This is a genomic window from Nonlabens sp. MIC269 (assembly GCF_001430865.1).
Classification (GTDB): Bacteria; Bacteroidota; Bacteroidia; order Flavobacteriales; family Flavobacteriaceae; genus Nonlabens; species Nonlabens tegetincola.
This window is the reverse complement of sequence record NZ_CP011373.1, coordinates 1,649,028-1,674,069: the sequence shown is the minus strand read 5'-3', so window position 1 is coordinate 1,674,069 and position 25,042 is coordinate 1,649,028. Positions and strand designations below refer to the sequence as shown.

The window sequence follows — 25,042 nt, the reverse complement described above, 5'->3', positions numbered from 1 at the left end:
AAAGGGCTTTCAAAATTGAAAGCCCTTTTTTAATAATTTAATTATACATTTATTTTTTCTTCATAATTTTTCTTATTCCTATTCCTAATGCTGCAGCAATAGCCAGTGCTATTCCAGGAATAAAAGCGACATCTTCAACCGTGTCATCAAAACCTGGTTGTGCCATTACAATTGAGTTGCTTACTATTAGTACTATAAGCGTGATATATAACTTTGCTTTCATGTTTTGATTTTATTTTATGACGATTTTTCTTGTTGTTGAATCTGTCCCGTTACTCACTGTTACGAAGTAAACTCCTGCTGTTAAATTGCTTAAATCACTTATTGTAATTCCATTAGTTGTTACATGAGTATTAATAGATCTAATTTTTTGTCCTAAACTATTAAATAGTAAGGCTGATAATTCATTACTACCTGAATTACTTACCTCTATATGCAATTGATCTCCATTTACAGGATTAGGATACAACCTTAGATCTTGAGCAAATTTTGATTCTTCAGTAGATAAAGTAACTGTTTGAAAAACTAGTTCAAATCTGTTAGGATTGATAGTATTTACATCATTGAAGTCTACACTAAAGAATACATTTGTTGTAGCGTTATTAGATACAGGTGTTAATTGTCCCGTAAACGTATCTTTAATAAAGACATCCACATTTGAAAGCTCGTTAATTGAAACTTGCATAGCATAATCATTAACCTGATAATTAGATATGTTTAAAGCTACAGTTTCAGAAGCTGTAGGAAGTGAGCGTCGTTCAACTGCAAGTTTATTGATGCCTTTTTGTACGGCGATATTTGCGTTTAATCCATCTAATTTAACGGCATCATTATAGTCTACATTATCACTATGCTGGTTATCAAAATGAATGTACATCCCATCACTTTCCGAAAGATTATTATTTAATCTTGAAGTTTGAAATAATTTGATTCCTACAAAACCGTTTAATGGATTTGATCTAAAAACGTTCTGATTTGAAGTACCAGTCACCTTGTCTGACTCACTTACTGTTAAACTAGTAGCTCCAGTCGCTGCTGCAAAAAACACAGCTTGACCTGGGTCTAAAATGTTACTAGCTGTACCTGCAGTACCAGTACCAGAACTTATATTAATTGCTGTATAATTACCTTTTACTCCTAATGTAGGATCCCAATAATACATATCAACTCCAGTATTAGCCGGTGAAACTGAAGCCATATCAATTTTGGCCTGATAAGGGTTTGCCATGGCAAAGAATTCTCCATCTGCTATAGTAGGTGTCATGTTCATATCTCCAGTATACAGGGTTCCTGTAGCTCTTAATGTTGTGGCTGTTTGAGCTGCGTTATTATTACTTAAATCAGTCGCTCTATCACCTCTTACATATAATCTATAGTAGGTTCCAGTATTCAATATTTCTGAATTAGTATTTGTAACAGCCTCCCATGACTGAGTTCCATCATTCCACTTAAACATACTTGGATTACCCGTTGGTGTTTCATCATGACCAGAGGTAGCGTTTACACTTCCTATTGTTCCTGTCGTTCCGGTCACATGAACCCCAAAACCGGTACTATTGTTACCTGATTCTTGCCAGCTATCAAAAACTGTTTCCCCAGATACGGATGAACCAACAAAACGGAATGCTCTATTTGAAGCAGGTATATAGCGCTCTACATTTACATTACCACTTATTGAAGCTCCTGCTCCTAATGGAGCTAAAACGGCTGTGCCCGAGGCATCACTTTTAAAGGTTAAACCTCCATTTGTTGTTAAATTACCATTTGCGACAGTAAGTGTTCCTAATAGATCCTGCGTACCACTTAAATTAACGTTGTTTGTATTATCAATTGTGAGATTATCGATGATACCTGTACCAGAAATATCTTGTGCATTAGAACCATTTAAGACTATTGCATTTGTACCTATTAAACTACCATTATTAACTAGGCTACCATTTATTATTAAATCGCCTGCACTCGCATTTAACGATGCTCCAGACTCAACAGTCACATTACCAGCTGTAATTCCTGCTGATAAAACAGCAGTAGATCCAGACTGAATTATTAAGTTATCATTAGCTGTAATATTCCCTTCTGGGTTATTACCGCCCATCCATGATGAGCCATTCCATGTATAATCTGTACTAGCTGCCTGTACTCCAAAATCATCAACGAATAAATCAAAGTCTGACGAACCAGCGCTACTTGCCTTCGCTATTATACCGAACCTAACTAAACCTGAATAGGAAGATAAATCAATGGTAATAGAATCACCGCTGTTTGAAGGTTCAGTTCCTTGTGACCAATTTTGCAACACATTAGAAGATGACCAGGTTACACCGTTATCTGTTGAGATCAAAAGACTAACTGAGTCAGTGGCTTCGAAGCTTGCAGAACTTGTACCATTCCATACAGTCGCTCCGATATCAAAAATTAATTCATAATTATTACCAGTTCCTAAATCGTACGAAGGGCTTATTAACCATTGTCCAGTTGTATTTGTATACATATTATATTTGGCCGAATTTGATGAAGTCCCATTCAAGTAATCATCATCTGTCCATGCAGAAGATCCAAATGACAATGAAGTGTCTATCTCACCAGTAGCTTCTTCCCAACAATTCGGTAAATAAACTGAGAAATCTTCTATGGTATTTGGTGTTAACGGCGCACATGTGGTTGCAAAGCTTACTACATTAGACCAATCACTAGTATCTGTAGGAGAGCAAACTGCACGTATATAAATATCGTAATCAGTTTCAGGAGTTAAACCAGAAAGAGTATATGGATTTGAATTTGCACTTACTACCGTACCTGTTCCTTGAGTAAATCCGCTAGCTCCGTATTCTAATTCCCATTCGGTTTCACCATTTATTGCACTCCATGTGATTTGTGCAGAACTTGAAAAAGGAGCTGCAGATAAATCCGCTGGCATGATACAGTTAGGTGCCATTGTAAATGAAATATCATCTAGATAATAACTATCGTAAGAACCTGTTTGTCCATGTTTTATTGCCATATAAGAATCTGTTCCTGCTGGAATTACCACGGTTACATTTTCAAATGATGATGATGTTAGCGTTACTACCTCAACAGAAGTAAAGGTAGCAGGGTCATTAGCATCTGTAATTGTTCCTATTTCTAATTCTTGACCCGTTGATCCTTTTACACCAAATGATACTTGAATTCCATCAGTTGTTAGTTCAGCGATTTGTGGAGAAATCAACATATAGGTCCCTGTAGTATTAAAACCATTATAAAGACGGAATGATTTATTACCTGATTGGACATTGACTGTAGAATTGTCATAAACATAAGCAGCACCAGAGCCTGAATCTATCATATTCCAGCAGTCTGGCGCATTCGATGAAGATGTGCTTCCCGTTGCTGTTGACTCAAACCCTTCGGTAAAAGGCACATTGAAAATCAAACATGATGTCGTAAAACTATAAACGCCTGACCACGAACTCGTATCCGTTAATGAACATTTAGCCCTTACATAAACGTCGTAATTCGTGTTTGCAGTTAAACCTGATAAAGTATAAGGATTGGTGTTAGCTACTACAACAGTACCAGTACCTTGCGTAAAGCCACTAGCTCCATATTCTAATTCCCATTCAGTTTCACCGCTTCCACCGCTTGTCCATGATAAATCTATACTATTGGAATCTATATTACTTCCATCTAAAGAATAAGGTTCTGAACATGCAGGTGTTTCTCTTACTCTGAGCTGGCTAAAATGGAAGTAAACATCCTCTGTGTCATTAACACTACCGTCGGTTCCATAAAATGCAAATTGAACTGGTCCTGATAGAGATGAAATGTCATAAGATAGGTATTCTCCCGTATCAGATGGTTCATTCCCTTGAGTCCAAGACTGTAACGTAACCCACGTATTACCGCCATCAACTGAATACACAAAAGCTACTAAATCATCTGACCCTAAACTTGCTCCAGAACCACTGTTAGCATTTTCGGTCAATGCTACTGTAATATTAACTTCAGTTGCATTGGATGTCGTTACATCAATTAATGGAGATAATACCCAATCTGACCTATTGTCTGTATATAAATTAATAGCATTACTAGGAGTACCACCGTAGTTAGATGAATACCATAATCCTGATCCTAAATTACTTGGGCCAGTTGCTAATGTTCCATCGCCTGCTTCGTTCCAACAATTGTCTGAGAGATTTGCAGGTATTGCTGCGTTAAATTCTAAATTAAAAGCGCTACAAAGAGTGGTGAAACTTTCACTTGAAGACCATTCACTTGAATCAGTTGGTGAACATACTGCCCTTACATAAACATCATAATCAGTATTTGCCGTAAGTCCTGATAAAGTGTATGGGTTGCTATTAGTTGACACTATGGTACCTGTTCCTTGAGTAAATCCACTAGCTCCGTATTCTAATTCCCATTCAGTTTCACCGCTGCCTCCAGAAGTCCAATCTAAGTCTACGGAGGTTGGCGTTATAGCACTTGCACTTAATACGCTAGGGCTTAAACAAGAAGGTGGCACAGGTACAATTATCTGAAAGGAAGCTTCCAATTCTAATTCTGGTGACCCTGGTTCCCAATTAGAACTTGCATCAACCGTTGATGGATCGCTGGGTGAATTTCCACCGTTATCACCTATTACCGATCCGTATGCAGTAACAGAAATAGTCGTTCCATCCCAACCGTCAGAGTATTGATCATAACAATTAACATAATAAGTTCCTGGAGCGATAGAAATGTCTTGATTTATTAATCCTGCGCCATTGCTATACGATCCATCACCTTGACCCCACACTTGAGTTCCACCACCATCCACAGCTGTGGTTATACTAACCCATTTCTCGTTAGGAAAACTTCCTCCAGAGGTTGTTATATTAATAGTCGATTGCGACAACGCGTAAAAAGAAATAAAAGAAAATAATACAAGTAGTTGTGCTTTCATATTCAATAGTTTTTGAAAGAGAACCTTAAAGAAACAACTATTACCGTTAATTGTTAATTTTATATTAATAAAATAGACAAAGACACCTTTTAGTAAGATTAAAAACACAATACCTCAAACCAATTATGCACTTTCTTGTTTATATTTAACTAATACACAAGTTAATTTCCACAAAACCGCCGTTTTTATTAGAGAAAAATTATTTCACTATGTACATAGGCGAAAGCTGTAAGAATTGTTAATAATTACCTAAAACCAGAAAGCCATGGTAAACAAGATGAAAAAAAGTGAATTTCGTTATATCTTGAACCACATTAAATAATACACTATGCGCTGCACATTAACAGTCCTCATTTTTTTCCTTTCTTCCACTTTGCTTTTTGCGCAAAATCTCACCAACCTAGAATTTAAAAACATTGGTCCTACTGTCATGTCTGGACGTGTAGTGGATATTGATGTGAATCCACAAGACCCAACCGAGTTTCTTGTAGCCTATGCAAGCGGTGGTTTATGGCATACTACAAACAACGGTACTAGTTTCTCTCCTATAATGGACAATGCCATCACCATAAACTTAGGCGATATTGCTGTCGACTGGAAAAATAAAACCATATGGGCCGGAACCGGAGAAAACAACGCTAGTAGAAGCAGCTATGCTGGTGTAGGAATTATTAAATCATCCGATTGGGGAAAAACATGGAGCACGCCCATGCTCAAAAATAGTCAACACATAGGTCGCATTATAATTAATCCTGATAATCCAAACAATGTTGTGGTTGCTGTTACAGGTCCATTATATTCTTTAAGTGAAGAAAGAGGAATGTACAGTACCATGGATGGCGGTAAAACCTGGAATAAAACGCTATACATTGATGATAAAACTGGTTTTATTGATCTAGCTCATGATCCTAACAACTTTAATACCCAATACGCTACTAGTTGGGAAAAGGATCGTAAAGCATGGAATTTTGATGGCGCTGGTAATGGAAGCGCGATTTACAAAAGTGAGGATGCTGGCCTTACCTGGACTAAAATATCGACAGTAAACAGTGGATTCCCTACTGGAATAGGTGTAGGACGTATAGGCCTTTCTGTATTTGATGACAACACATTATACGCTATTCACGACTCACAATTTAGAAGAGATAAGAAAGATGGAGATAACGCTTCCGCGAAAGCGAACTCAAAAAAAATCAATAAAGAGGACTTTAAGTCAATGTCAACCGATGATTTCTTAAAACTTGATAATAAAGTGCTCAATGCTTTTCTAAAGGAGAATGGATTTCAAGAGAAGTATAGAGCAGAAAGCGTTAAAAACCTGATACAAAAAGGTGAAGCAACGCCGGCTGACGTTGCACTATATCTAGAAGACGCAAATAGCCAACTTTTTGACACACCTGTTAAAGGTGCCGAGCTGTATCGTAGCGATGATGCTGGAAAAACATGGTACAAAACACATGAAGGACAAATTGATGATGTTTTCTATAGCTACGGTTATTACTTTGCCCAAGTAAGAGTAAATCCTAGAGACATCAATGAAGTTTATATAATGGGTGTTCCCATAATTACTTCAAACGATGGTGGGAAAACCTTTAAAAACATATCACGTGAAAATGTTCATGCAGATCATCATGCTCTATGGGTAAATCCTAACAAGCAAGGCCACCTTATAAATGGTAATGATGGTGGCGTAAACATTTCTTACGACAACGGTGAAACCTGGATCAAAAACAATACACCTAGTGTAGGTCAATTTTATGCTATTAATTATGACCTAGAAGAGCCTTATCAAGTTTACGGTGGTTTACAGGATAATGGTGTATGGGTAGGATCACACACTGCTCGTGAAAATAGAGCTTGGCATCAATCTGGTCAGTATCCTTGGGAAAGTATAATGGGCGGTGATGGTATGCAAATTCAAATTGACAATAGAAATAGTAATATCGTTTACACAGGTTTCCAATTTGGGAATTACTTTAGACTTAATAGAGAAAACGGTGATCGCACTTACATCCAGCCTAAACATAAGTTAGGAGAAAGTCCTTATAGATTTAATTGGCAAACTCCTATTCTTTTATCCTCTCACAATCAAGATATTTTATATTTAGGAGGCAACAAATTAATGCGCAGTCTAGATCAAGGAGACACGTGGACAGCTATTTCGCCAGATCTTACTAAAGGTGGTAAGCCAGGTAATGTAGCATACGGTACAATAACAACTATAAGTGAATCAAAGTTTGAATTTGGAATTATTTACGCAGGTACAGATGATGGACTTGTACAACTTACTAAAAATGGAGGTGGCAATTGGGAGCAAATAGACGGTCCATGGCCTAATGACCTATGGGTAAGTCGCGTAACAGCAAGTTCACATAAAAAATCAAGAGTATACGTTACTCTTAATGGATATCGATGGGACGATTTCCAGTCTTATGTATATAAAAGTGAGGATTATGGTAAAACGTGGGAACGATTAGCCACTTCGATACCTGGGTCGCCAGTTAATGTTATAACAGAGCATCCTAAGAAGGAAGACTACTTGTTCATAGGAACTGATAATGCAACTTATGCAAGTTTAGACCAAGGTAATACTTGGACATTGTTATCAGGTGGTATGCCACCAGTTGCAGTTCATGATATAAAAATACAACCACAAACAAATGATTTACTTATAGGAACTCATGGAAGATCAATATACTTAGCAAATTTAAATGCTCTAGACCTTGTAGGTACAGAGTTTAAAATGGCTTCTATTGAGGATCTAAGATTCTCTAGAAGGTACGGCAGTCGTGGATTCTTATGGAGCAATGGACCAACTCCAAAAATCCAAATTTCATACTTCAACCCTACTGCTGGAAAAGTTAATCTAGAAGTAAAAAACGAAGCTGGTAAAACTATCTATGAGACCGCTTTTACTAGTGATCAAGGATTGAATTTTTATACCTACGACGGTAGTATAAGTAAAGCTGGGCTTAAAGCATTTAAAAAAGGTGATCGCCCTGATCCTGCTCAAAATGGTGTGACCTACTTACCTAAAGGCACTTATACAGTTCACCTGTCAGGTAATAGTGGTGATAGTAAAGAAACTCTTGTCGTTAAGTAATCTATAACTATAGCGCTGCTATGAAGGAATTTACTAATTTTGCATTATGCAAGAAACGAACAGACAGAAGAAGATAGCTGGTATTCTACAAGAGGACCTTACACAGGTCATACAGAATATCATGAGAAAGAATGCGGTTAAAAACCTCATCGTTTCAGTAACAAAAGTGCAAGTAACTCCCGATTTAGGATATGCTAAGGTGTTTTTATCTGTGTTTCCAGCAGACAAGGCAGAAACTGTGGTAAAAGAAATAAAAGAATTAGGAAGTAGCATAAGGCATGAAGTTGCATCAAAGGTTAGACATCAAATGCGACGTATGCCCGAACTACAATTTTTTAATGATGATTCCCTAGAGTACATGGAGCAATTAGAGAGAGAACTCAAAGGCGAGAACAATCCTATTGAACAACCTGACACTCTTCCTAGACGTAAAAAACTATAGTGTCTCTATCCTCCTTTATTGCAAGACGGTATTTGATATCAAAAAATGGTAAAAACGCCATTAATATTATCAATATACTTAGTTTTATAATTACTGTAGTTGGATCTGCATCACTATTTATTGTGTTGTCAGGGTTTTCAGGTTTAAAGGATTTTAGCACCCAGTTTTCAAGTTATTTTGATCCGGACTTATCTATTTTCCCCAGTCATGGTAAGGTTGTTGAAATTCCGCTTTCGCGAAAGCGAGCTCTAGAAAATCATCCCTCGATCCAATTAGTTTGTCCCGTAATAGAGGAAAAGGCCTTTTTAAATTATCAAGATAAAAACGATATCGCCTATATCAAAGGTGTTCCCGATGAATACATTGATATGGTGAAAATAGATTCTATTCTATATTACGGCTCTTGGTTAGGAAAAAGTAATGCTCAAATTGTGGCCGGACAAGCTATAGCATCAGACCTATCTTTGAGTGTCAATAACTACAGTGAATTTTTACAAATCATGGTGCCTAAACCTGGTAAAGGAGCCATTACCGCTTTAAATATTCAGAGTTCATTCAACACACTAGATGCTATTGCCACAGGTACCTTTAGCATCAATGAAAATCTAGATAATAAATACGTGTTTATGCGATATGAAGCGGCACAGAAGTTATTAAACATGCCCGATTCTATGGCTAGTGCCGTTGAAATTAAACTAAGTTCTTACGAAAGTGAAAATGAAGCTCGTGAATTGATTAAGGATATGTATGGAGACAACGTAGTAGTAAAGAATAAGTTCCAGTTGAATGATGCTTTGTATAAAATGTTGAATTCTGAAAATCTTGCGGTCTACCTTATTTTTACTTTAGTACTAATTATCGCCTTGTTCAATGTGATAGGTGCTATTATCATGATGATATTGGACAAAAAGCAAAACCTAAAAACTTTACTCGATTTAGGTGCGACCGTGCACGAATTGCGCAGGATATTCTTTATTCAAGGTAGCTTGATGACAATTACTGGTGGTGTCTTAGGATTATTAATTGGTGTTGCTGTTGTTTATTCGCAGCTGGAATACAAATTAATTTACATAGCTCCACAGTTACCTTATCCAGTAGCTATGCGATGGGAAAATATTTTAGTAGCATTTGGAACTATAGCCGTTTTAGGAATAATTGCCAGCTACGTAGGGTCCAGACGTATTAATGATCGCTTACTTTCTCAGGCAAAACTGTAATCACCAAATTTATCTAACACCTCGTCTAGCGCATCATATACTCCTTGAGCATCGTCACTGGTTACCATCTTCATGCGATATTCTTTGAAGTTAGGAATACCTTTAAAGTAATTGGTATAGTGTCTTCTAGTTTCAAAAACTCCCAAGTGCTCACCTTTCCAGGCAATGGACATTTCTAGGTGACGTCTAGCAACTTTAACACGTTCTTCCATGGTAGGTTTTGCCATGTGAGTTCCATGTTCAAAATAGTGCTTTACTTCTCTAAAAAACCAAGGATAGCCTATACTTGCTCGACCAATCATCGCTCCATCAAGACCATATTGATCTCGCATTTCCATAGCGCGTTCTGGAGTATTTACATCACCGTTTCCAAAGACCGGAATATGCATTCTAGGATTATTTTTGACTTGCGCGATAGGTTCCCAGTCTGCATTACCCTTATACATTTGCGCTCTGGTACGTCCATGAATGGAGATTGCCTTTATACCTACATCTTGTAAACGCTCAGCAACCTCAACAATTTTAATGGAATCATGATCCCAACCTAATCTTGTTTTTACAGTTATAGGAAGCTTGGTGTGTTTTACCATAGCCTCGGTTAGTGATACCATTAAATCGATATCTTTTAATATACCAGCACCAGCTCCTTTAGAAACTACTTTTTTAACAGGACAGCCGAAGTTGATATCAATAATATCCGGTTTAGTTTGTTCAACTATTTCAACACTCCTCAGCATTGAATCTAGATTAGCTCCAAAGATTTGAATTCCCACAGGGCGTTCAGCCTCGTAGATATCAAGTTTCATTGTACTTTTTGCGGCATCTCGTATCAATCCTTCACTAGAAATAAATTCTGTGTAAACGACATCGGCGCCATTTTCTTTGCACAAGGCTCTAAAAGGCGGATCACTCACATCTTCCATAGGAGCAAGAAGAAGAGGAAAATCTGGTAATTGTATATCTCCAATTTTAGGCATACTGCAAAGGTACTATGTATTTTAAAACTACCGTTAATTAGGTTTAAGTATCAGAAATACTTGTATTTTTTGATCTGTTATAAATTTGTGATATGTTTTATAGTTATTCTAACATATAGCTTCAACAGATGAGATTAATTTTCGCTCATGAAACAAATTTTATCAATCGTAGCCATTCTTCTTGTAGCTATAAGCTGTAAAAACGAAGCGCCCAAAGTGGAAACTCAGGAAAAAGTTTCTACAGTAGAAAATCAAACGCCCAAAGTAGACTATTCTGCCTATCCAGAAGAACTCATTAAGGTTTTTAAAGCACATGGTGGATTAGAAACATGGAAAAGCATGCGTAGCATGACGTATCAATTAAATGAGCAGTCTACTGTAACAGACCTACAAAATCGAAACATACTGCTGGAAACAGATAACTATATGATAGGCGGTAATGATGGTAAAGTATGGATCGCACAGGATAGTACTTATTTTGATCCAGGTAGGGCTAGATTCTATCACAATCTCATGTTTTATTTCTATGCCATGCCATTTGTATTATCTGACGATGGTATTAATTATTCGCCAGCAGATTCTCTAACTTATAAGAATGAAACGTTCCCAGGTATCAAAATAAGTTATAATGAAGGAATAGGTGATGCACCTGACGACAATTATATTCTCTATTACGATCCTTCTAGCTATGAAATGAAGTGGTTAGCTTATACCGTGACCTATGGTAAAAATGAAGAGTCCAACAATTATAGCTTTATTAAATATGAAGACTGGAATGAAGTAAACGGGTTACTACTACCTGTAAAATTACAGTGGTACACCGTAAAAGATGGGAAACCAGATACTCCTAGAGGTGATGCCCGTGTTTTTGAAAAAATTGACGTAGACAATGCCCCAATGGATAATAGTATGTTCAAAAAACCAGAAAATGGTATCTATGTTGACTAAAAAAAATGACGTACCTTTCATAGAGTAAACTAACTCAATACATTATGGAAGGAATCAGATATTTTATTTTAGGAATATGTATTCTTATTATCGTTCTTTTAGTAGTTACATACATGAAGAATAAAAAGAAAAGAAGACTTAGGAAATAAAGAAAGCTGGCTACTAGCCAGCTTTCTTTTTTTTTAGACTAATGATATCTTTGCTTGACTTGCTCACGCAGTAAAAAATCAAACTGGACTATGAAATACAACCCAATTAATCCACAATTATTCATTAAAAACCGCAAAAACTTTATGGGGATGATGAAACCATCAAGCCTAGCTGTTTTTAATTCAAACGATATTTTCAAAACAGGTGCAGACAGCACCATGCCTTTCAAACAACATAGAGACATCTTTTACCTTTCTGGGGCTGATCAAGAAGACACTATTTTGGTACTTTTTCCTGATTGTCCAGACCCTAATTTGAGGGAAGTACTTTTTGTGACCGAGACCAATGAGCACATAGCTATTTGGGAAGGAGAAAAATTAACTAAAGAAAAAGCTACTGAAATAACCGGTATTACAAGTGTTTTTTGGCTTAAAGACTTTGATAAAAAGTTTTTTGAAATGATGACTATGTGTGATACGGTTTATTTTAATACAAACGAACACTATCGTCAAGCAGTGGAAATGGAAACACGTGAAGATAGATTTATCAAAAAATGTAAATCTCAATTCCCTGCTCACAATTATGCTAAAAGTAATCCTATTTTACAGAGGTTGAGAGCTGTAAAGGATCCTATTGAAATTAATCTCTTAAAACACGCTTGTGACATTACAAATGCTGGTTTCCGTCGTGTATTAGATTTTGTAAAACCAGGAGTTTGGGAATATGAAATAGAGGCAGAATACCTTCATGAGTTTATAAAATCACGCAGTGACGGATTTGCCTACACACCTATTATCGCTAGTGGCAATAATGCAAATGTTCTTCATTATATTGAAAATAATAATCAATGTAAGGATGGTGAATTAATACTTATGGATGTAGGAGCTAGTTATGCAAATTACTCTAGTGACATGTCTAGAACCATTCCTGTAAATGGAACGTTTACTAAACGTCAAAAAGAAGTATATAATGCTGTTTTAAAGGTTAAAAATGAAGCTACAAAAATGCTCGTACCTGGAACAATGTGGAAAGAGTATCACGTTGAGGTGGGAAAATTGATGACCAGTGAATTAATTGATCTAGGATTATTAGATAAGGCCGATGTACAGAACGAAAACCCTGAATGGCCTGCTTACAAAAAATATTTCATGCATGGTACATCGCACCACATAGGGTTAGATACTCATGATTACGGTATTCTATGGGAACCTATGCAAGCAGGAAATGTATTTACCGTAGAACCTGGAATATATTTACCAGAAGAAGGATTTGGAATAAGATTAGAAGACGACGTCGTTATCCAAAAAAGTGGAGAGCCGATTAATTTAATGGAAAACATACCTATTGAAGTTGAAGAAATTGAAGAATTAATGAATTAATGAATTAATATGAATAAAAAACCGAAAGTCTAATATTTAAACTTTCGGTTTTGTTTTTTTTCACTGTTCAATTTCTTTGCTCTCAGTCTTTTTAACTTAGCAATTTTAGGGATAGCTGTCTTCTTACGCTTCTTTTTTCTTTGACTTGCCCCAGCGAGCAAATTGATTAATTTTTTAAGGACAAGCTCTTTATTTTTAGCTTGACTTCTAGATTCTTGACAGCTTATTTTGATGCTGCCTTGTTGAGTAAGCTGACTTTTTAGGTTTTCTAGGATAGTTTGTTTTTCCGCTTCCGCGAAAGCGTAACTGTTAATAACATCAAACTCTAATTGAACCTTTGTTGCCACTTTATTAGCGTGTTGACCACCGGGACCACTACTTGCAACAGCTTTAAACGTTACCTCGTTTTTAATTTGTTCAACATTCATTACCTAAGGTGCGCTGGTTTGAGTAAATCATTAACAGTTTTAACTGGATTAAAAGTAGAAACAGGAACCTCTACAAAAATGGTATTCCAATAAGCCATTGAGCCATTCCATAATCCAGGAAGCTCTTGTGCTTTAAGCTTAAAACCAAACCTAGATTTTAGGGTAATAAAACCCATTTCTGGATCGCAATATTTTTGCAGATCAAATTTATCTCCTTTATAATCACGTACACAGCAAACTATATCGACTGGATTAAAATGAGTACATTCTTTAGCAATGTTTTTTTGTTTCTCATTTTCTTTATTCACCTGTGCGCTTTCCACAATTTGTAAATTAATTCCGTAACTAGATTTTACCCAAAACGGACCACCACCTGGTTCTCCTTCATTTTTAACCATACCGCACACTCTTAATGGTCTGTTTAAACAATCTATCAGGGTTTCTATCTGATTTTGGAAGGAATACTTTGAAAAATCCTTAGGTAAAGCGGTTCCTATTGAGTTTTCTAGAAAATCTACAATATGTGAAATATCAGTACTCGTTCCATTTAATAATTGATTTAAATAGGAATCTATTTGTTTCTTGTATGTGACAGCTATACCTGCAAGGTATTTTTTAAAATATGCAGATTCTTGATGCATTGCTGTTGTGGTGACATTATCAATATTTTTAATAAAAATAAGATCGGCATCAATTGCATTCAGATTTTTTAATAATGCTCCATGCCCTGCTGGTCTAAAGAACAAACCACCTTTATCATCAAGTATGGGCTGGTTATTTAAATTTACAGCAACTGTATCGGTAGCAGTATCTTGAAACGAAAAATCTACAACAAGCTTCTTTTGAACTCTTCTTTCAATGTGGTCCTTAATAGCTTCCAATTCATCTAAAAAATCCTTGTGGTGATTAGGTGATACCGTAAAATGGAGTTTAACCTGATCATTAACGCTTGCGTAACCAGCTGTCTCACTTAAGTGTTCTTCAAAAGCTGTACGTACATAGCTGCCATAATCATGAAATGGGATTAAACCTTTGGGTTTACTTGCATAATTTGCACCATTTTCAGACAAAAGAAATTTTATGAATTCCAATTGTTGTTGATACTTTTTCAACCCTTCATAAATGGGGTTTTGAGCCTTTAGTTGCTGTTCGATATCTCGGTAAAAAGGGAATTTTTCAAGGGCAACAAGAAAGGTGAATAATTGGTCGCTCTTAGTTGTATTAATATAAGCATTTAGGCTTATTTCATCAGGATTGTAAGAGTGTAAAAATTCATGGAGAAATTTAAACATTCTAGTTGCAGCACCACTGGCAGGAATAAAATTTACCTTTTCAAGGTTCTCACCTAGCTGTTCATATTTATATATATACTCTGCTTGCTCCTGATCATTGTGTTTATTAATCCCATCATTTAAAGTGGCAGGCCTATCTAAATCTAAATTAGGAAATCCTTTTTTAAATCGATCAATTTGTTTATTAACCTGATCAATGGAAATGCCTTTTTCTTTTAGCTGTTGTATTTGGTAGTCAGTATAATTCATTATTTAATAGATAAAGAATCTATGGCAGCGATAGCATTTTTTAATCTTTCAGATCCCTTTCCCGAAATAAGCTTATAGGGCTTATTAAAAGTTTGTAAAGCGGCCTCAAATTTATGAAACATTTCTTCTCGCTCTTCGGGTTTGTCCCTTAAATCATCCTTAACCCAACTAATATCCACATCCATCAATAAATATAAATCATAATGAGATTCATGAACAGCCTTTTCAATCGACAATGGAACTTGTTTAAAATAAGCTAAACTATAAACATAAGTTTCTAAGATATCTGTGTCACAAAAAACATAATCAGATCCCTTTAAAGTCGCCTGATTCTCAAGATTTCTTTGACCTACTGCAATAGGTTTAAGATCCTGTAATGTGCAAACGTGTTTTGACTCATCCCACTTTCTTTGCAAATATTCTCTTGCAAATTCTGGGATGAAAATTGAGTTATAATGAAGCGCTAGTTCTAGTGCGATAGTACTTTTTCCTGTACTCTCTGGACCATAAAGTACTACACGCTTGCCTTGATAATTGAGTTGTTTAGGTATTTCTTCCATGCATAAAATCCAGCCACAGCCATTATCAATAAAAATAGGTATAAAAATGCACTAAAAGTGTAACCCTTATAAAAATATAATGGTATTGAGATAAAATTACCTATGCCTAGAACTAACCAATGCTCTAACTTCCTTTTTGCCATCAACCACATTCCTGCAAAAAACAATCCTGTCGTTACCATGTCAATGTAGGATACTACACTTTCCATACGATTTGTAGAGACATATAGAATATAGATGCAAAACGCTGCGAGTATTGAGATTGTAATAGCTCTAATCCATTGCTGTTTTGATGTCAAAGAGATTTGAAGTTCTTTGTTATTCTTCCCTCCTTTAATCCAAAGATACCAACCGTATATACTCATAATTAAATAGTACAAGTTTATAACCGCATCTCCCAATAAATTCCAGTTTACTAACAAGTAAGTAAATATGGCAGTGCTTACAATCCCAAAAGGAAACACTAAAAAGCTGTTACGATAAGAATAAAGCACACTTACAACGCTAGCCACAACAGCTGTCAACTCTAGTGCTATGTGAGTGCTTGAATACTCAGAATACTGGGAAAATAAGAAATCAACAACTTCCATTAAAAGAAAGGTTGGTAGTCACTACGATCTGATTTTACCAGTTTCATGTATACAAGAACCGCTTCTTGATTATCAAAACTAGTCTCTATAGCATCAGTCAAAAATTCCATTAATGGTCTATAATCCCCATAAATCTGAGTAGAAAGTGGGTTTTCTAAAACCTTAAAGGATGAATTACGCAAGGTTTTGATAAACTCGATTATGAGTGGCTCGTATCCATCTTGTAAAGGCGACATGGTTAATTCTATAGAAACTTTCATAGTTGATTTTATTGCAAACTTAGTCCATCCATTCCACATTTTCCTCAATCGCAGTTCCTACTACGCACAAACTAGCACCGGCAGCAAACGCTCGTTCAATTTGACTTACATCACCCAATCCACCACCTACTATTATAGGCAATGAACAACTACTCTTTACTTTTTCAATAATACCAGGTGCAACAGGTAGGACAGCACCGCTACCAGCTTCTAGATAAACTAGTTTGTGCCCCAAAAGTTCTCCAGCAACCGTTGTCGCTGTAATTAATTCTATATCTGTTTGCTTGTAGGGTTGTGAGTTAGTAACACGTTGTACAGCTGTAGACTTTCCTCCATCAATCAGTAAATAAGATGTAGGGATGGTAACTATCTTATGTTGTTTTATGAAAAGTGCACTTTTAATTTGTTCTTCAATGAGGTACTGCGCATTGCGACTGCTCATGAATTGTAAATACAGCAAGGCGTCACAATGAATAGAGACTTGCTCGTGAGATCCAGGAAAAATAATTACAGGTAGCGTAACTAGACCTTTAAATTCCTTTAACCATTTATCTAGATCAACTTCCATAGTGCTACCTCCTATAAAGAAAAACACCTCATTTAGGTTCAATTTCTTTTTTAAAGAAAGTGCTTTTTTAGATATCGCTTTCGCGAAAGCGTAATCAACAGCAGTCTTTTCTGGATCAATTAAAATGGCTAACGACCTACCTGACTTAATGCGAGATACCCAATCCATAAATTAAGCAGGAATAACGTAAACCATCATAAAGTTCTCAAAACCCAAATAAAACAAGTCGTAATAACTTGAGTCACCATTAAAATGAATGCTACAGCGTGACTTAGGATGAGAAAAATCGATAGGTTCTACCTGACAATGAGCTTTAAATCCCAATCCCTTTGACCCATACAATTTGTACATCGACTCCTTTGCACCCCAAATGATGGTCAGTAATTTGACTTGTTGTGAACTGTTATAAACACAGGTGTTTTCGTATTTGATAAACTTTTTGGCGATGCGTTTAATTTTCTCTCTTTTTTTCTCAATATCGATCCCTACAGGAGTATCGCTCACTATTATTGCCGTGAACTCATAACTGTGCGTTATTGAGATGAATTTTCCATCATTAAGATGCGGTTTACCTTTATCATCATAGAACAATTCAAGGTCTGTATACCCAGCTACATGTAATAAATGACGTATACTCAAGAAACCTCTTCTATGTAACTCTGAGCTCATGGTCAACAACCGTTGTTTACTATTTTCACTTAAGGTGATTCCCGAGCGTAACTGGGCTTCAGTTTCAGTGATTTTCCAAATATGAACAACCGTGTTGTGTCTGTTGTTAAGGGTTTTGTAAAGAGGCATTAATATGGCAGTTTTTTAGTAGCTTTGCTGCCGCAATTTAATAAATAATAAAGGCTTGTAAATTACTGATTATAAACAGTGTTTTTATCAAACAAGCTTAAATATTTTACAATTATGAGTGATACAAAAGTACCTTATGTTCCTTACAAAGTAAAGGACATGTCACTAGCCGAATACGGTCGTCTAGAAATTGAACTAGCTGAGGCAGAAATGCCTGGTTTAATGGCGTTAAGGGAAGAATATAAAGATGAGCAACCTTTGAAAGGAGCTCGCATCGCAGGATGTCTACACATGACAATTCAAACTGCAGTTCTTATAGAAACTTTAGTTGCCTTAGGAGCAGATGTAACTTGGTCTTCTTGTAACATTTTCTCTACACAGGATCATGCTGCTGCTGCAATCGCTGCTGCTGGAATTCCTGTATACGCATGGAAAGGTATGACTGAAGAAGAGTTTAACTGGTGTATAGAACAAACTCTGTTCTTTGGTGAAGATCGTGAACCGCTTAACATGATATTAGATGATGGTGGTGATTTAACTAACATGGTTTTTGATGAGTATCCAGAGTTAGCCAAAGGAATCAAAGGTCTTTCAGAAGAAACTACAACTGGAGTACATCGTTTATACGAACGTATGAAAAACGGAACCCTTGTAATGCCTGCTATTAACGTAAATGACTCTGTTACTAAATCAAAATTTGATAACAAATACGGATGTAGAGAAAGTGCTGTCGATGCCGTACGTAGAGCTACTGACACAATGTTAGCTGGAAAGCGTGTTGTGGTTTGTGGATATGGTGATGTAGGTAAAGGTACTGCTGCTTCATTCCGCGGTGCTGGTTCAATAGTTACAGTGACCGAAATAGATCCTATTTGTGCTTTACAAGCGGCGATGGATGGTTTTGAGGTGAAAAAGTTAGAATCGGTTGTTGGTAATGCTGATGTTGTAATAACTACTACTGGAAACAAAGACATCGTAAGAGGTGAGCATTTTAAAGCAATGCGTGATAAAGTGATCGTTTGTAATATTGGACACTTTGACAACGAGATTGATGTTGCCTTTTTGAATGATAATTACGGAGATACCAAGGTAGAAATCAAACCACAGGTAGACAAGTATACTATCGATGGTAAGGATATAATTTTACTTGCAGAAGGTCGTTTAGTAAACCTAGGTTGTGCTACTGGTCACCCTAGTTTTGTAATGAGTAATTCCTTCACTAACCAAACTTTAGCTCAAATCGAGTTATGGAACAACAGTGAAAATTATAAAAATGAGGTTTACATGTTACCGAAACATCTCGATGAAAAGGTAGCTGAATTACACTTGCAAAGAATAGGTGCAGAATTAACTGAACTACGTCAAGACCAAGCAAAATATATAGGTGTAGAAGTTAAGGGTCCATTCAAACCTGAATATTACAGATATTAAATTATCTTAATTAAGAAAATTTTAGCTGAAAAATTAAAATTAAATACGTTACATTGCGACATTATGTATAAATTAATGTGTTTAAGTTTTGATTTTCAATTCACTAAATGCACTAAAAAGATTGAAGCAGTATGACAATAATTGAAGAAGCTCGTGAATGGTTAGACAGCTCGATGAGCAACATGTCAACAAGTGACCGCGTACACGCATCGAGAGAAGCTAAAAGGCTTGTACTAGGAGTTAATGATTTATTTAAGGAATCTAAGGATCCTGAATTAATGGAATTAATGAAAGAACTTACAGCTAAAAAGCAGAAGATCGAGAAGCGACTTAATCCTAAAATACAAGTGTAATCTAAGAATATTAAAGCCCAGTTTTTTAAACTGGGCTTTTTATTTATTCGTTTTTAAATTATTTACCACCCCACATATCTTGGTGGTTTTATTCCCTTCATATTAATATAAACAATCAATTGTCCTCTATGATGAGTAACGTGATCTTGAAGCAAATTCAAGATTTGTAATTTAGATTTTTTACCCGCAAAGAAATCTACCTCAACCGATAATTCAGACTCTGAAGTTGATTCAATTCTTTGATAAACCTCATCAAAAGTTGCTTCTAACAACTCTAGGACCTGCTGCTTAGTTAAGTTAGGATCATAGGTTTCCCTTTCAAATTTTTCATTTGAAAAGTAACTTGTACTCAACCATTTCATATTACCAATTACATGAAGTAATTGTCCTTTAAAAGTCATCTCCCGTTCAGTAGGTCTATAATTGTATAACTCCTCTGGCATTGATTGAGCTATTTCTACTAAATATTCTTTTGAATTACTCCATTTTTCAAGAAAAGCACCTTTTACTGTAGATTGTTGTGCCATAATTAGGTTAGTAGTTACTATTAGTAGTGCTGTAAGGAAAAGTCTCATAATTATATAAAGTGAGCGATAATTGCAATAAGCCCTACTGCAAAGCAGTAATATGAGAAGTAATGTAGTTTTGCTTTTTTAACTAACTTAATCATCCATTTACATGCTATCCATCCTGTTACAAACGCAGCTATAAAACCAGCAATTAAAGGTAAATTTTGATCTGCTTGAAACTCTATTTTACCACCTAAGAGATCTTTGGCAATTTTCCCAAATATTAGAGGAACAACCATTAAAAATGAAAACCTTGCAGCTTTAGTCCTGTCGTTTCCTAATAGGACACTAGTACTAATAGTAGCACCGCTACGGGAAATACCAGGTAACATTGCAATTGCCTGAGAAACTCCAATTATGACAGCATCTTTCCAAGAAACATTCTTATTTGTATCCCTTGCTTTACCAGCCAGGAACAGCAGTAAACCTGTAATAATAAGCATAAAGCCTACTAATAATACATTACCTGAAAAAAGGGACTCTAGTTGCTCTTCAAAAAATAAACCTACTATCACCGCAGGAATCATTGACAATACAATTTTAAGAGCAAATTGAAACTCTTCATTCCATTTAAATTGAAATATGCCTTTAAATAATTCAAAAATGTCTTTTCTAAAAACAATAATAGTGCTCAATGCTGTTGCAAAATGTACAAGAACTGTAAATAGTAAATTTTCATCTGGATCTTGTACTTGCGTGTCTAAAATTGCTTTTCCCAACTCTATATGGCCACTGGAAGACACTGGGAGAAACTCAGTAAGACCTTGTATTACTCCTAGAATAATCGCATCAACTAATTCCATTACTTATCTGGGTTTAATAAAATAGCATAAACCTCAATACCAAAGCCTAGAATAACAATTGCCGGAGCCAACCTGATTCTTCTCCATGAGAATATTTCTTCATTAAAAACATTAGGATCATTAGAAGCGCCTCCAGACATTAAAATGAAACCTGTAGCAATTACTACTAGACCTATAATCATCCATAAGTAGTTTTTCTTTTTAAACAGGAACTCTACTTTAGGCTTCAAGTTTTGCTCGTCGCTTTTGATATCTTTCTGCTCGTTATTCATATGTGAAATAGTTGATTAATAATAGAGTTGATCTGTTCTTAAATTTAAATATCTGGTCGTGGCAAAAAAGGTGCTTATCAAACTGATCAATAGTCCAAAACCAATAACACCAGCAATCAATAATCCAAGCATCTCATAATTTTCAAGAATACTTAATTCAGGCACTAATCGGTCTGCGTAATAAACTACAACCGACAAGGCAGCAAGAGCTAAAACAGCACCGATTAAACCCAGCTTTAAGCTAGTCCAAATAAATGGCCTTCTAATAAAACCTTTTGTTGCGCCAACCATTTGCATAGTTTTGATGGTAAAACGTTTAGCATATACAGATAATCTTATCGATGAATTAATCAATAAAAACGCGATTAAAACGAAAACACCACTCAAGATAAGCATGTAAAATGAAATTTTTTTAACATTTTGATTAAGTAAAGACACCAGTGGTTTGTCATATCTAATCTCTTGAATATAAGGTTTTGAAGACAGTTCTTCTACAATAGTATCTATATCAGTCTGTGTAACATATTGAGCATTTAATCGTATATCAATACTATTCGGTATCGGATTAAAACCACCTAATTGTTCCACAAAATTTTCCCCTAAACTCTCTTGAGTTTTCTTTGCACCTTCTTCACTACTTACAAAAACAGCACTTTTTGTATAATCAGCCATTTGTAACGTAGTCTCTAGTTGTTTCATTTCCAAATCCTTTGCAGTATCTTTAAAGTAAATACTCATCGGGATTTGTTCCCTAAAATAATTAGCTAGTTGCTGACTGTTTAAAAGTAAAAAGCCTTGTAATCCTAATAAAAACAGTACCAAAAACAAACTTACCACCACCCAAAAATAGGAACTAAATAATCTGCGTTTTTGATAACTTGATGGGTGTGACATATTGATTAAAAATCTTATTAAAACAAAAATAACAAAGTAATATTTCCCTATAGTTATTTTATTTAGTTAATGCTAAAGATTTTAACGTCAACCATTGAGTCAATATTGAGTTATTTTCTATAAAAATGCATCTCATCAACGTAATTAAAGACATCATGATGCATGTAGTATCTTAAATCTTTTCCTTCTTTAATGCCATTTCTTATCATGGTAGAAGAAATTTCCATAATTGGAGCGTCAATCTTAGTGATTTTTTGATGGTTTTTAAAACGATCAGGAATCTGTCCATCACCTATTCTAGGATACACTATAATGGAATAATCTTCTAATATTACTTCGTAATTTTTCCATTTGTGTAAACTTTTCAAGTTATCCTCACCCATAATGAGTACAAACTCTTTATCAGGATACTTTTCAGTAAGATGTGCAAGTGTATGAACAGTATAATTAGGTTGTGGTAGACCAAATTCAACATTGCTTGCTGTAATTTTTTCATATTCCTCAGTTGCTAGATGAACCATATGTAATCTTTGATAATCATCTAACAAGTTTTGTTTCTTTTTATGAGGATTATGTGGTGTAACTACCATCCATACTTGGTCAATATCACCAAATTCTACCAGATAATTTGCAATAGCAAGATGTCCTATGTGAACAGGATTGAACGTCCCAAAATAAAGTCCTATTCTATTCTTCTTCATCTTTAATGGACTGTGAAATAAACTCTTTGACTAAATTGTAACTTTTGAGCTTTGCTTTTTCAAGGTCATTATTTTCAACGATCACGTCAAATTGAGGCGCTGTTGCCATTTCAGTACTAGCTTTAGCCACTCGCATAGCGATTTTCTCAGGGCTTTCTGTTTTACGACCTTTTAACCTCTTTTGCAACTCGTTGATTGACGGCGGCTTTACAAAAACAGCCAGACAACGTTCTGGATACTTACTTTTCAATCGCAATCCTCCAACAACGTCAATATCAAAAATTACATTTTTACCTAAGGCCCATAAACGTTCTACCTCTTTCTTTAAAGTTCCATAAAACTGATCCTTGTAAACCTCTTCAAATTCGAGAAATTCTTTGTTTCTAATACGGTTTTTAAACTCTTCAATACCTAGAAAGTAGTAATCTTTACCATGTTGCTCTTCACCTCTTGCTTCTCTAGATGCAGCACTAATTGAAAAGGCCAAATTGAGCTCAGGTTGTTGTAATAAGTACTTCACAAGTGTTGTTTTTCCAGCTCCAGAAGGCGCGCTAAACACTATTAATTTGGGTTGTGTAGTCATTATAATACGTTGAGAAGTTGTTCTTTAATCTTTTCTAGCTCGTCTTTCATTTGTACTACTAGCTTTTGCATAGGTGCATGATTTGCCTTGCTACCAATAGTGTTAATCTCACGACCTATTTCCTGAGAAATAAAACCTAACTTTTTACCTTGAGAAACTGGTTGTTTCATTGTTTCTACAAAATAATTAAGATGATTCTTAAGCCTTACTTTCTCCTCGGTGATATCGTATTTTTCTAAATAATAAATTAGTTCCTGCTCAAACCTATTAGAATCAACCTCTTCTTTAACTTCTTTTACAGCCTTTTCTAATCTTACTCTTACATCTTTCAATCGCTCTTCATCGATTGTAATCACCTCGTTAAGTAAGTTTGTAAGTGTAGATATACGCGAGTTAAAATCAAATTCTAACTGGTTTCCTTCGGATTTTCTAAACTCCATTACGGCCTCGATTGCTTCTTGAGCAGTTGAGAAAATAGTTTCTTTAACCTCGTCAGAAAGATCATCGTCTTGAGGTTTGAAAATATCAGGAAATTGAGAGATTACTTTAAGTAAATCAATTTTATGATTTGTAGAAGTTGCTTTAACTAGTTCTATTTGCTCTAATTGCTTTAAGTAAGTATCTATAACTTCAATATTCAAAGCAGGAATTGAAGCAGCACCAGAATCTTCGACATGTAAAGAAAAATCTACCTTACCTCGTTTTAAAATTTTGGCAGCATTTTTACGTAAATCTAGCTCGGTTTCACGATAAGCATTGCTCATCCGTAGGTTTAAGTCAAGATTTTTGCTGTTAAGAGTCCTTATCTCTACTGTGATTTTTTTATCAGAAAGCTGTGTAACAGCTTTTCCATAACCGGTCATGGAAATAATCATAGAACAATTTTGGACAAAGATACTAAACAGAATGCTGCTCAGTCATCTTATCTTGCTCTAGCTTATTGCGTAATCTACTTAATGATTGCTGGCGAATTCCTAAAAATGATGCGATTTCCTTCAATGGTAGTCTGTGAACTATAGGCTCATATCGTTCTACAAACTTCAAATATCTAGTAGTTGCATCATGACTAATCATTCTAGATTTTTCATCTAGCATGGATTGATAACGCTTGAGCATTATTTTGTGAAAGGCAGGCTCTAGACCAGGATACAGCTTACTCATGTACTCAAAGTCTTCATATTGAAAACATAAAACCTCACCGCTTTCTACACATTCAATTTGTAGATCGCTGGGTTTTTGATCAATAAAACTATACATCGCGGTCATCACATCACCATCGGCAACAAATCTTACAGTATGAAGGTCACCTTTTTCGTCAATGATGCTACCTTTAAGCACACCTTTTTTAACTACATAAATATGACTGGACACTTCACCTAAATGCAGTAAAATGTCTCTTTTCTTAACTTTTTTTACCTCTAATAATCCGAAGATTTCATTTGCGTACTCTAATGACGGTCTTCCTTCATCACCTGTCAAATCATGTAAAAAAGAGGGCAATTCCATATGATAATAATTAGGAGTTTATTAACTTTTTATTAGGCATACATT

25 protein-coding genes are annotated in these 25,042 nt (G+C 35.5%); 7 read left to right on the top strand and 18 right to left on the bottom strand.

Annotated elements, in window-relative coordinates:
• Positions 1 to 49: 49 nt before the first annotated feature.
• Together AAT17_RS13310 and AAT17_RS07845 are read right to left on the bottom strand one after the other, a co-directional pair.
• On the bottom strand, positions 50 to 223 hold the full coding sequence (locus AAT17_RS13310) for a hypothetical protein (protein WP_157539248.1): 174 nt from the start codon (positions 221 to 223) through the stop codon (positions 50 to 52).
• A 9-nt stretch (positions 224 to 232) separates the two neighbouring features.
• Positions 233 to 4,924 carry a fibronectin type III domain-containing protein gene (locus AAT17_RS07845; RefSeq protein ID WP_060523536.1) on the bottom strand — a complete coding sequence of 1,564 codons (4,692 nt, stop codon included), beginning with the start codon at positions 4,922 to 4,924 and terminating at the stop codon, positions 233 to 235.
• Between the two features lie 328 nt (positions 4,925 to 5,252).
• On the opposite strand from AAT17_RS07845, the gene AAT17_RS07840 reads away from it, so the two are divergent.
• From AAT17_RS07840 to AAT17_RS07830, 3 genes are read left to right on the top strand one after another with little or no spacing between them, the layout of a single operon-like run.
• Complete coding sequence (locus AAT17_RS07840) at positions 5,253 to 8,027, top strand: sialidase family protein (protein ID WP_060523535.1); 2,775 nt, start codon at positions 5,253 to 5,255, stop codon at positions 8,025 to 8,027.
• A gap of 46 nt (positions 8,028 to 8,073) precedes the next feature.
• Positions 8,074 to 8,469, top strand: coding sequence for a 30S ribosome-binding factor RbfA (rbfA, locus tag AAT17_RS07835; RefSeq protein WP_042276856.1), 396 nt, complete (start codon positions 8,074 to 8,076; stop codon positions 8,467 to 8,469).
• Positions 8,469 to 9,686, top strand: a complete 1,218-nt coding sequence (locus AAT17_RS07830) for an ABC transporter permease (protein WP_060523534.1) — start codon at positions 8,469 to 8,471, stop codon at positions 9,684 to 9,686. Before rbfA ends, AAT17_RS07830 begins: the two co-directional genes overlap by 1 nt.
• Here AAT17_RS07830 and dusB read toward each other — a convergent pair.
• A complete protein-coding gene (gene dusB, locus AAT17_RS07825) occupies positions 9,671 to 10,663 on the bottom strand; it encodes a tRNA dihydrouridine synthase DusB (protein ID WP_060523533.1) in 993 nt (330 codons plus the stop codon). The genes AAT17_RS07830 and dusB overlap by 16 nt on opposite strands.
• A gap of 147 nt (positions 10,664 to 10,810) precedes the next feature.
• Here dusB and AAT17_RS07820 point away from each other — a divergent pair, with 147 nt between their 5' ends.
• Positions 10,811 to 11,611 (top strand): DUF6503 family protein, encoded by an 801-nt coding sequence (locus AAT17_RS07820; RefSeq protein ID WP_060523532.1) that lies wholly within the window; start codon positions 10,811 to 10,813, stop codon positions 11,609 to 11,611.
• A 239-nt stretch (positions 11,612 to 11,850) separates the two neighbouring features.
• Positions 11,851 to 13,140 carry an aminopeptidase P family protein gene (locus AAT17_RS07815; RefSeq protein WP_060523531.1) on the top strand — a complete coding sequence of 430 codons (1,290 nt, stop codon included), beginning with the start codon at positions 11,851 to 11,853 and terminating at the stop codon, positions 13,138 to 13,140.
• Positions 13,141 to 13,169: 29 nt separating this feature from the next.
• Here the strand turns inward: AAT17_RS07815 and arfB are convergent, their stop codons facing one another.
• Genes arfB through AAT17_RS07780 form a run of 7 tightly spaced genes read right to left on the bottom strand, consistent with a single transcriptional unit; the run spans position 13,170 to position 17,885 of the window.
• Positions 13,170 to 13,568 carry an alternative ribosome rescue aminoacyl-tRNA hydrolase ArfB gene (gene arfB, locus AAT17_RS07810; protein ID WP_060523530.1) on the bottom strand — a complete coding sequence of 133 codons (399 nt, stop codon included), beginning with the start codon at positions 13,566 to 13,568 and terminating at the stop codon, positions 13,170 to 13,172.
• Positions 13,568 to 15,109 (bottom strand): DUF4301 family protein, encoded by a 1,542-nt coding sequence (locus tag AAT17_RS07805; RefSeq protein WP_060523529.1) that lies wholly within the window; start codon positions 15,107 to 15,109, stop codon positions 13,568 to 13,570. Before AAT17_RS07805 ends, arfB begins: the two co-directional genes overlap by 1 nt.
• A complete protein-coding gene (locus AAT17_RS07800) occupies positions 15,109 to 15,669 on the bottom strand; it encodes an AAA family ATPase (RefSeq protein ID WP_060523528.1) in 561 nt (186 codons plus the stop codon). The genes AAT17_RS07805 and AAT17_RS07800 overlap by 1 nt, the downstream gene beginning before the upstream one ends.
• On the bottom strand, positions 15,624 to 16,259 hold the full coding sequence (pnuC, locus tag AAT17_RS07795; protein WP_060523527.1) for a nicotinamide riboside transporter PnuC: 636 nt from the start codon (positions 16,257 to 16,259) through the stop codon (positions 15,624 to 15,626). Before pnuC ends, AAT17_RS07800 begins: the two co-directional genes overlap by 46 nt.
• Positions 16,259 to 16,519, bottom strand: a complete 261-nt coding sequence (locus AAT17_RS07790; RefSeq protein WP_060525043.1) for a hypothetical protein — start codon at positions 16,517 to 16,519, stop codon at positions 16,259 to 16,261. Before AAT17_RS07790 ends, pnuC begins: the two co-directional genes overlap by 1 nt.
• A gap of 19 nt (positions 16,520 to 16,538) precedes the next feature.
• Positions 16,539 to 17,255, bottom strand: coding sequence for a geranylgeranylglyceryl/heptaprenylglyceryl phosphate synthase (locus AAT17_RS07785; RefSeq protein ID WP_060523526.1), 717 nt, complete (start codon positions 17,253 to 17,255; stop codon positions 16,539 to 16,541).
• Between the two features lie 3 nt (positions 17,256 to 17,258).
• Complete coding sequence (locus tag AAT17_RS07780) at positions 17,259 to 17,885, bottom strand: 4'-phosphopantetheinyl transferase superfamily protein (RefSeq protein WP_060523525.1); 627 nt, start codon at positions 17,883 to 17,885, stop codon at positions 17,259 to 17,261.
• Between the two features lie 114 nt (positions 17,886 to 17,999).
• Here AAT17_RS07780 and ahcY point away from each other — a divergent pair, with 114 nt between their 5' ends.
• Together ahcY and AAT17_RS07770 are read left to right on the top strand one after the other, a co-directional pair.
• Positions 18,000 to 19,316: an adenosylhomocysteinase gene (gene ahcY, locus AAT17_RS07775; protein WP_060523524.1), complete on the top strand. Its 1,317-nt coding sequence runs from the start codon at positions 18,000 to 18,002 to the stop codon at positions 19,314 to 19,316.
• Positions 19,317 to 19,447: 131 nt separating this feature from the next.
• Positions 19,448 to 19,669 (top strand): hypothetical protein, encoded by a 222-nt coding sequence (locus AAT17_RS07770; RefSeq protein ID WP_042276832.1) that lies wholly within the window; start codon positions 19,448 to 19,450, stop codon positions 19,667 to 19,669.
• Between the two features lie 62 nt (positions 19,670 to 19,731).
• On the opposite strand, the gene AAT17_RS07765 is transcribed toward AAT17_RS07770, so the two are convergent.
• The 8 genes from AAT17_RS07765 to AAT17_RS07730 form a co-directional block, all read right to left on the bottom strand.
• Entirely contained in the window at positions 19,732 to 20,244 is a 513-nt protein-coding gene (locus tag AAT17_RS07765) for a DinB family protein (protein WP_060523523.1), read from the bottom strand.
• A gap of 2 nt (positions 20,245 to 20,246) precedes the next feature.
• Entirely contained in the window at positions 20,247 to 21,041 is a 795-nt protein-coding gene (gene uppP, locus AAT17_RS07760) for an undecaprenyl-diphosphatase UppP (protein WP_060523522.1), read from the bottom strand.
• The gene (locus tag AAT17_RS07755) at positions 21,041 to 21,313 is read right to left on the bottom strand and encodes a DUF3098 domain-containing protein (protein ID WP_042276828.1); all 273 of its coding nucleotides are present in this window, start codon (positions 21,311 to 21,313) and stop codon (positions 21,041 to 21,043) included. The genes uppP and AAT17_RS07755 overlap by 1 nt, the downstream gene beginning before the upstream one ends.
• A 15-nt stretch (positions 21,314 to 21,328) precedes the next feature.
• Positions 21,329 to 22,207 (bottom strand): ABC transporter permease, encoded by an 879-nt coding sequence (locus tag AAT17_RS07750; protein ID WP_060523521.1) that lies wholly within the window; start codon positions 22,205 to 22,207, stop codon positions 21,329 to 21,331.
• A gap of 110 nt (positions 22,208 to 22,317) precedes the next feature.
• A complete protein-coding gene (gene nadD, locus AAT17_RS07745; protein WP_042276824.1) occupies positions 22,318 to 22,908 on the bottom strand; it encodes a nicotinate (nicotinamide) nucleotide adenylyltransferase in 591 nt (196 codons plus the stop codon).
• Positions 22,895 to 23,491 carry a guanylate kinase gene (gmk, locus tag AAT17_RS07740; RefSeq protein WP_042276822.1) on the bottom strand — a complete coding sequence of 199 codons (597 nt, stop codon included), beginning with the start codon at positions 23,489 to 23,491 and terminating at the stop codon, positions 22,895 to 22,897. Before gmk ends, nadD begins: the two co-directional genes overlap by 14 nt.
• Complete coding sequence (locus tag AAT17_RS07735; protein WP_060523520.1) at positions 23,491 to 24,366, bottom strand: YicC/YloC family endoribonuclease; 876 nt, start codon at positions 24,364 to 24,366, stop codon at positions 23,491 to 23,493. Before AAT17_RS07735 ends, gmk begins: the two co-directional genes overlap by 1 nt.
• Positions 24,367 to 24,388: 22 nt before the next feature.
• A complete protein-coding gene (locus AAT17_RS07730) occupies positions 24,389 to 24,997 on the bottom strand; it encodes a Crp/Fnr family transcriptional regulator (protein WP_042276816.1) in 609 nt (202 codons plus the stop codon).
• Positions 24,998 to 25,042 lie beyond the last annotated feature (45 nt).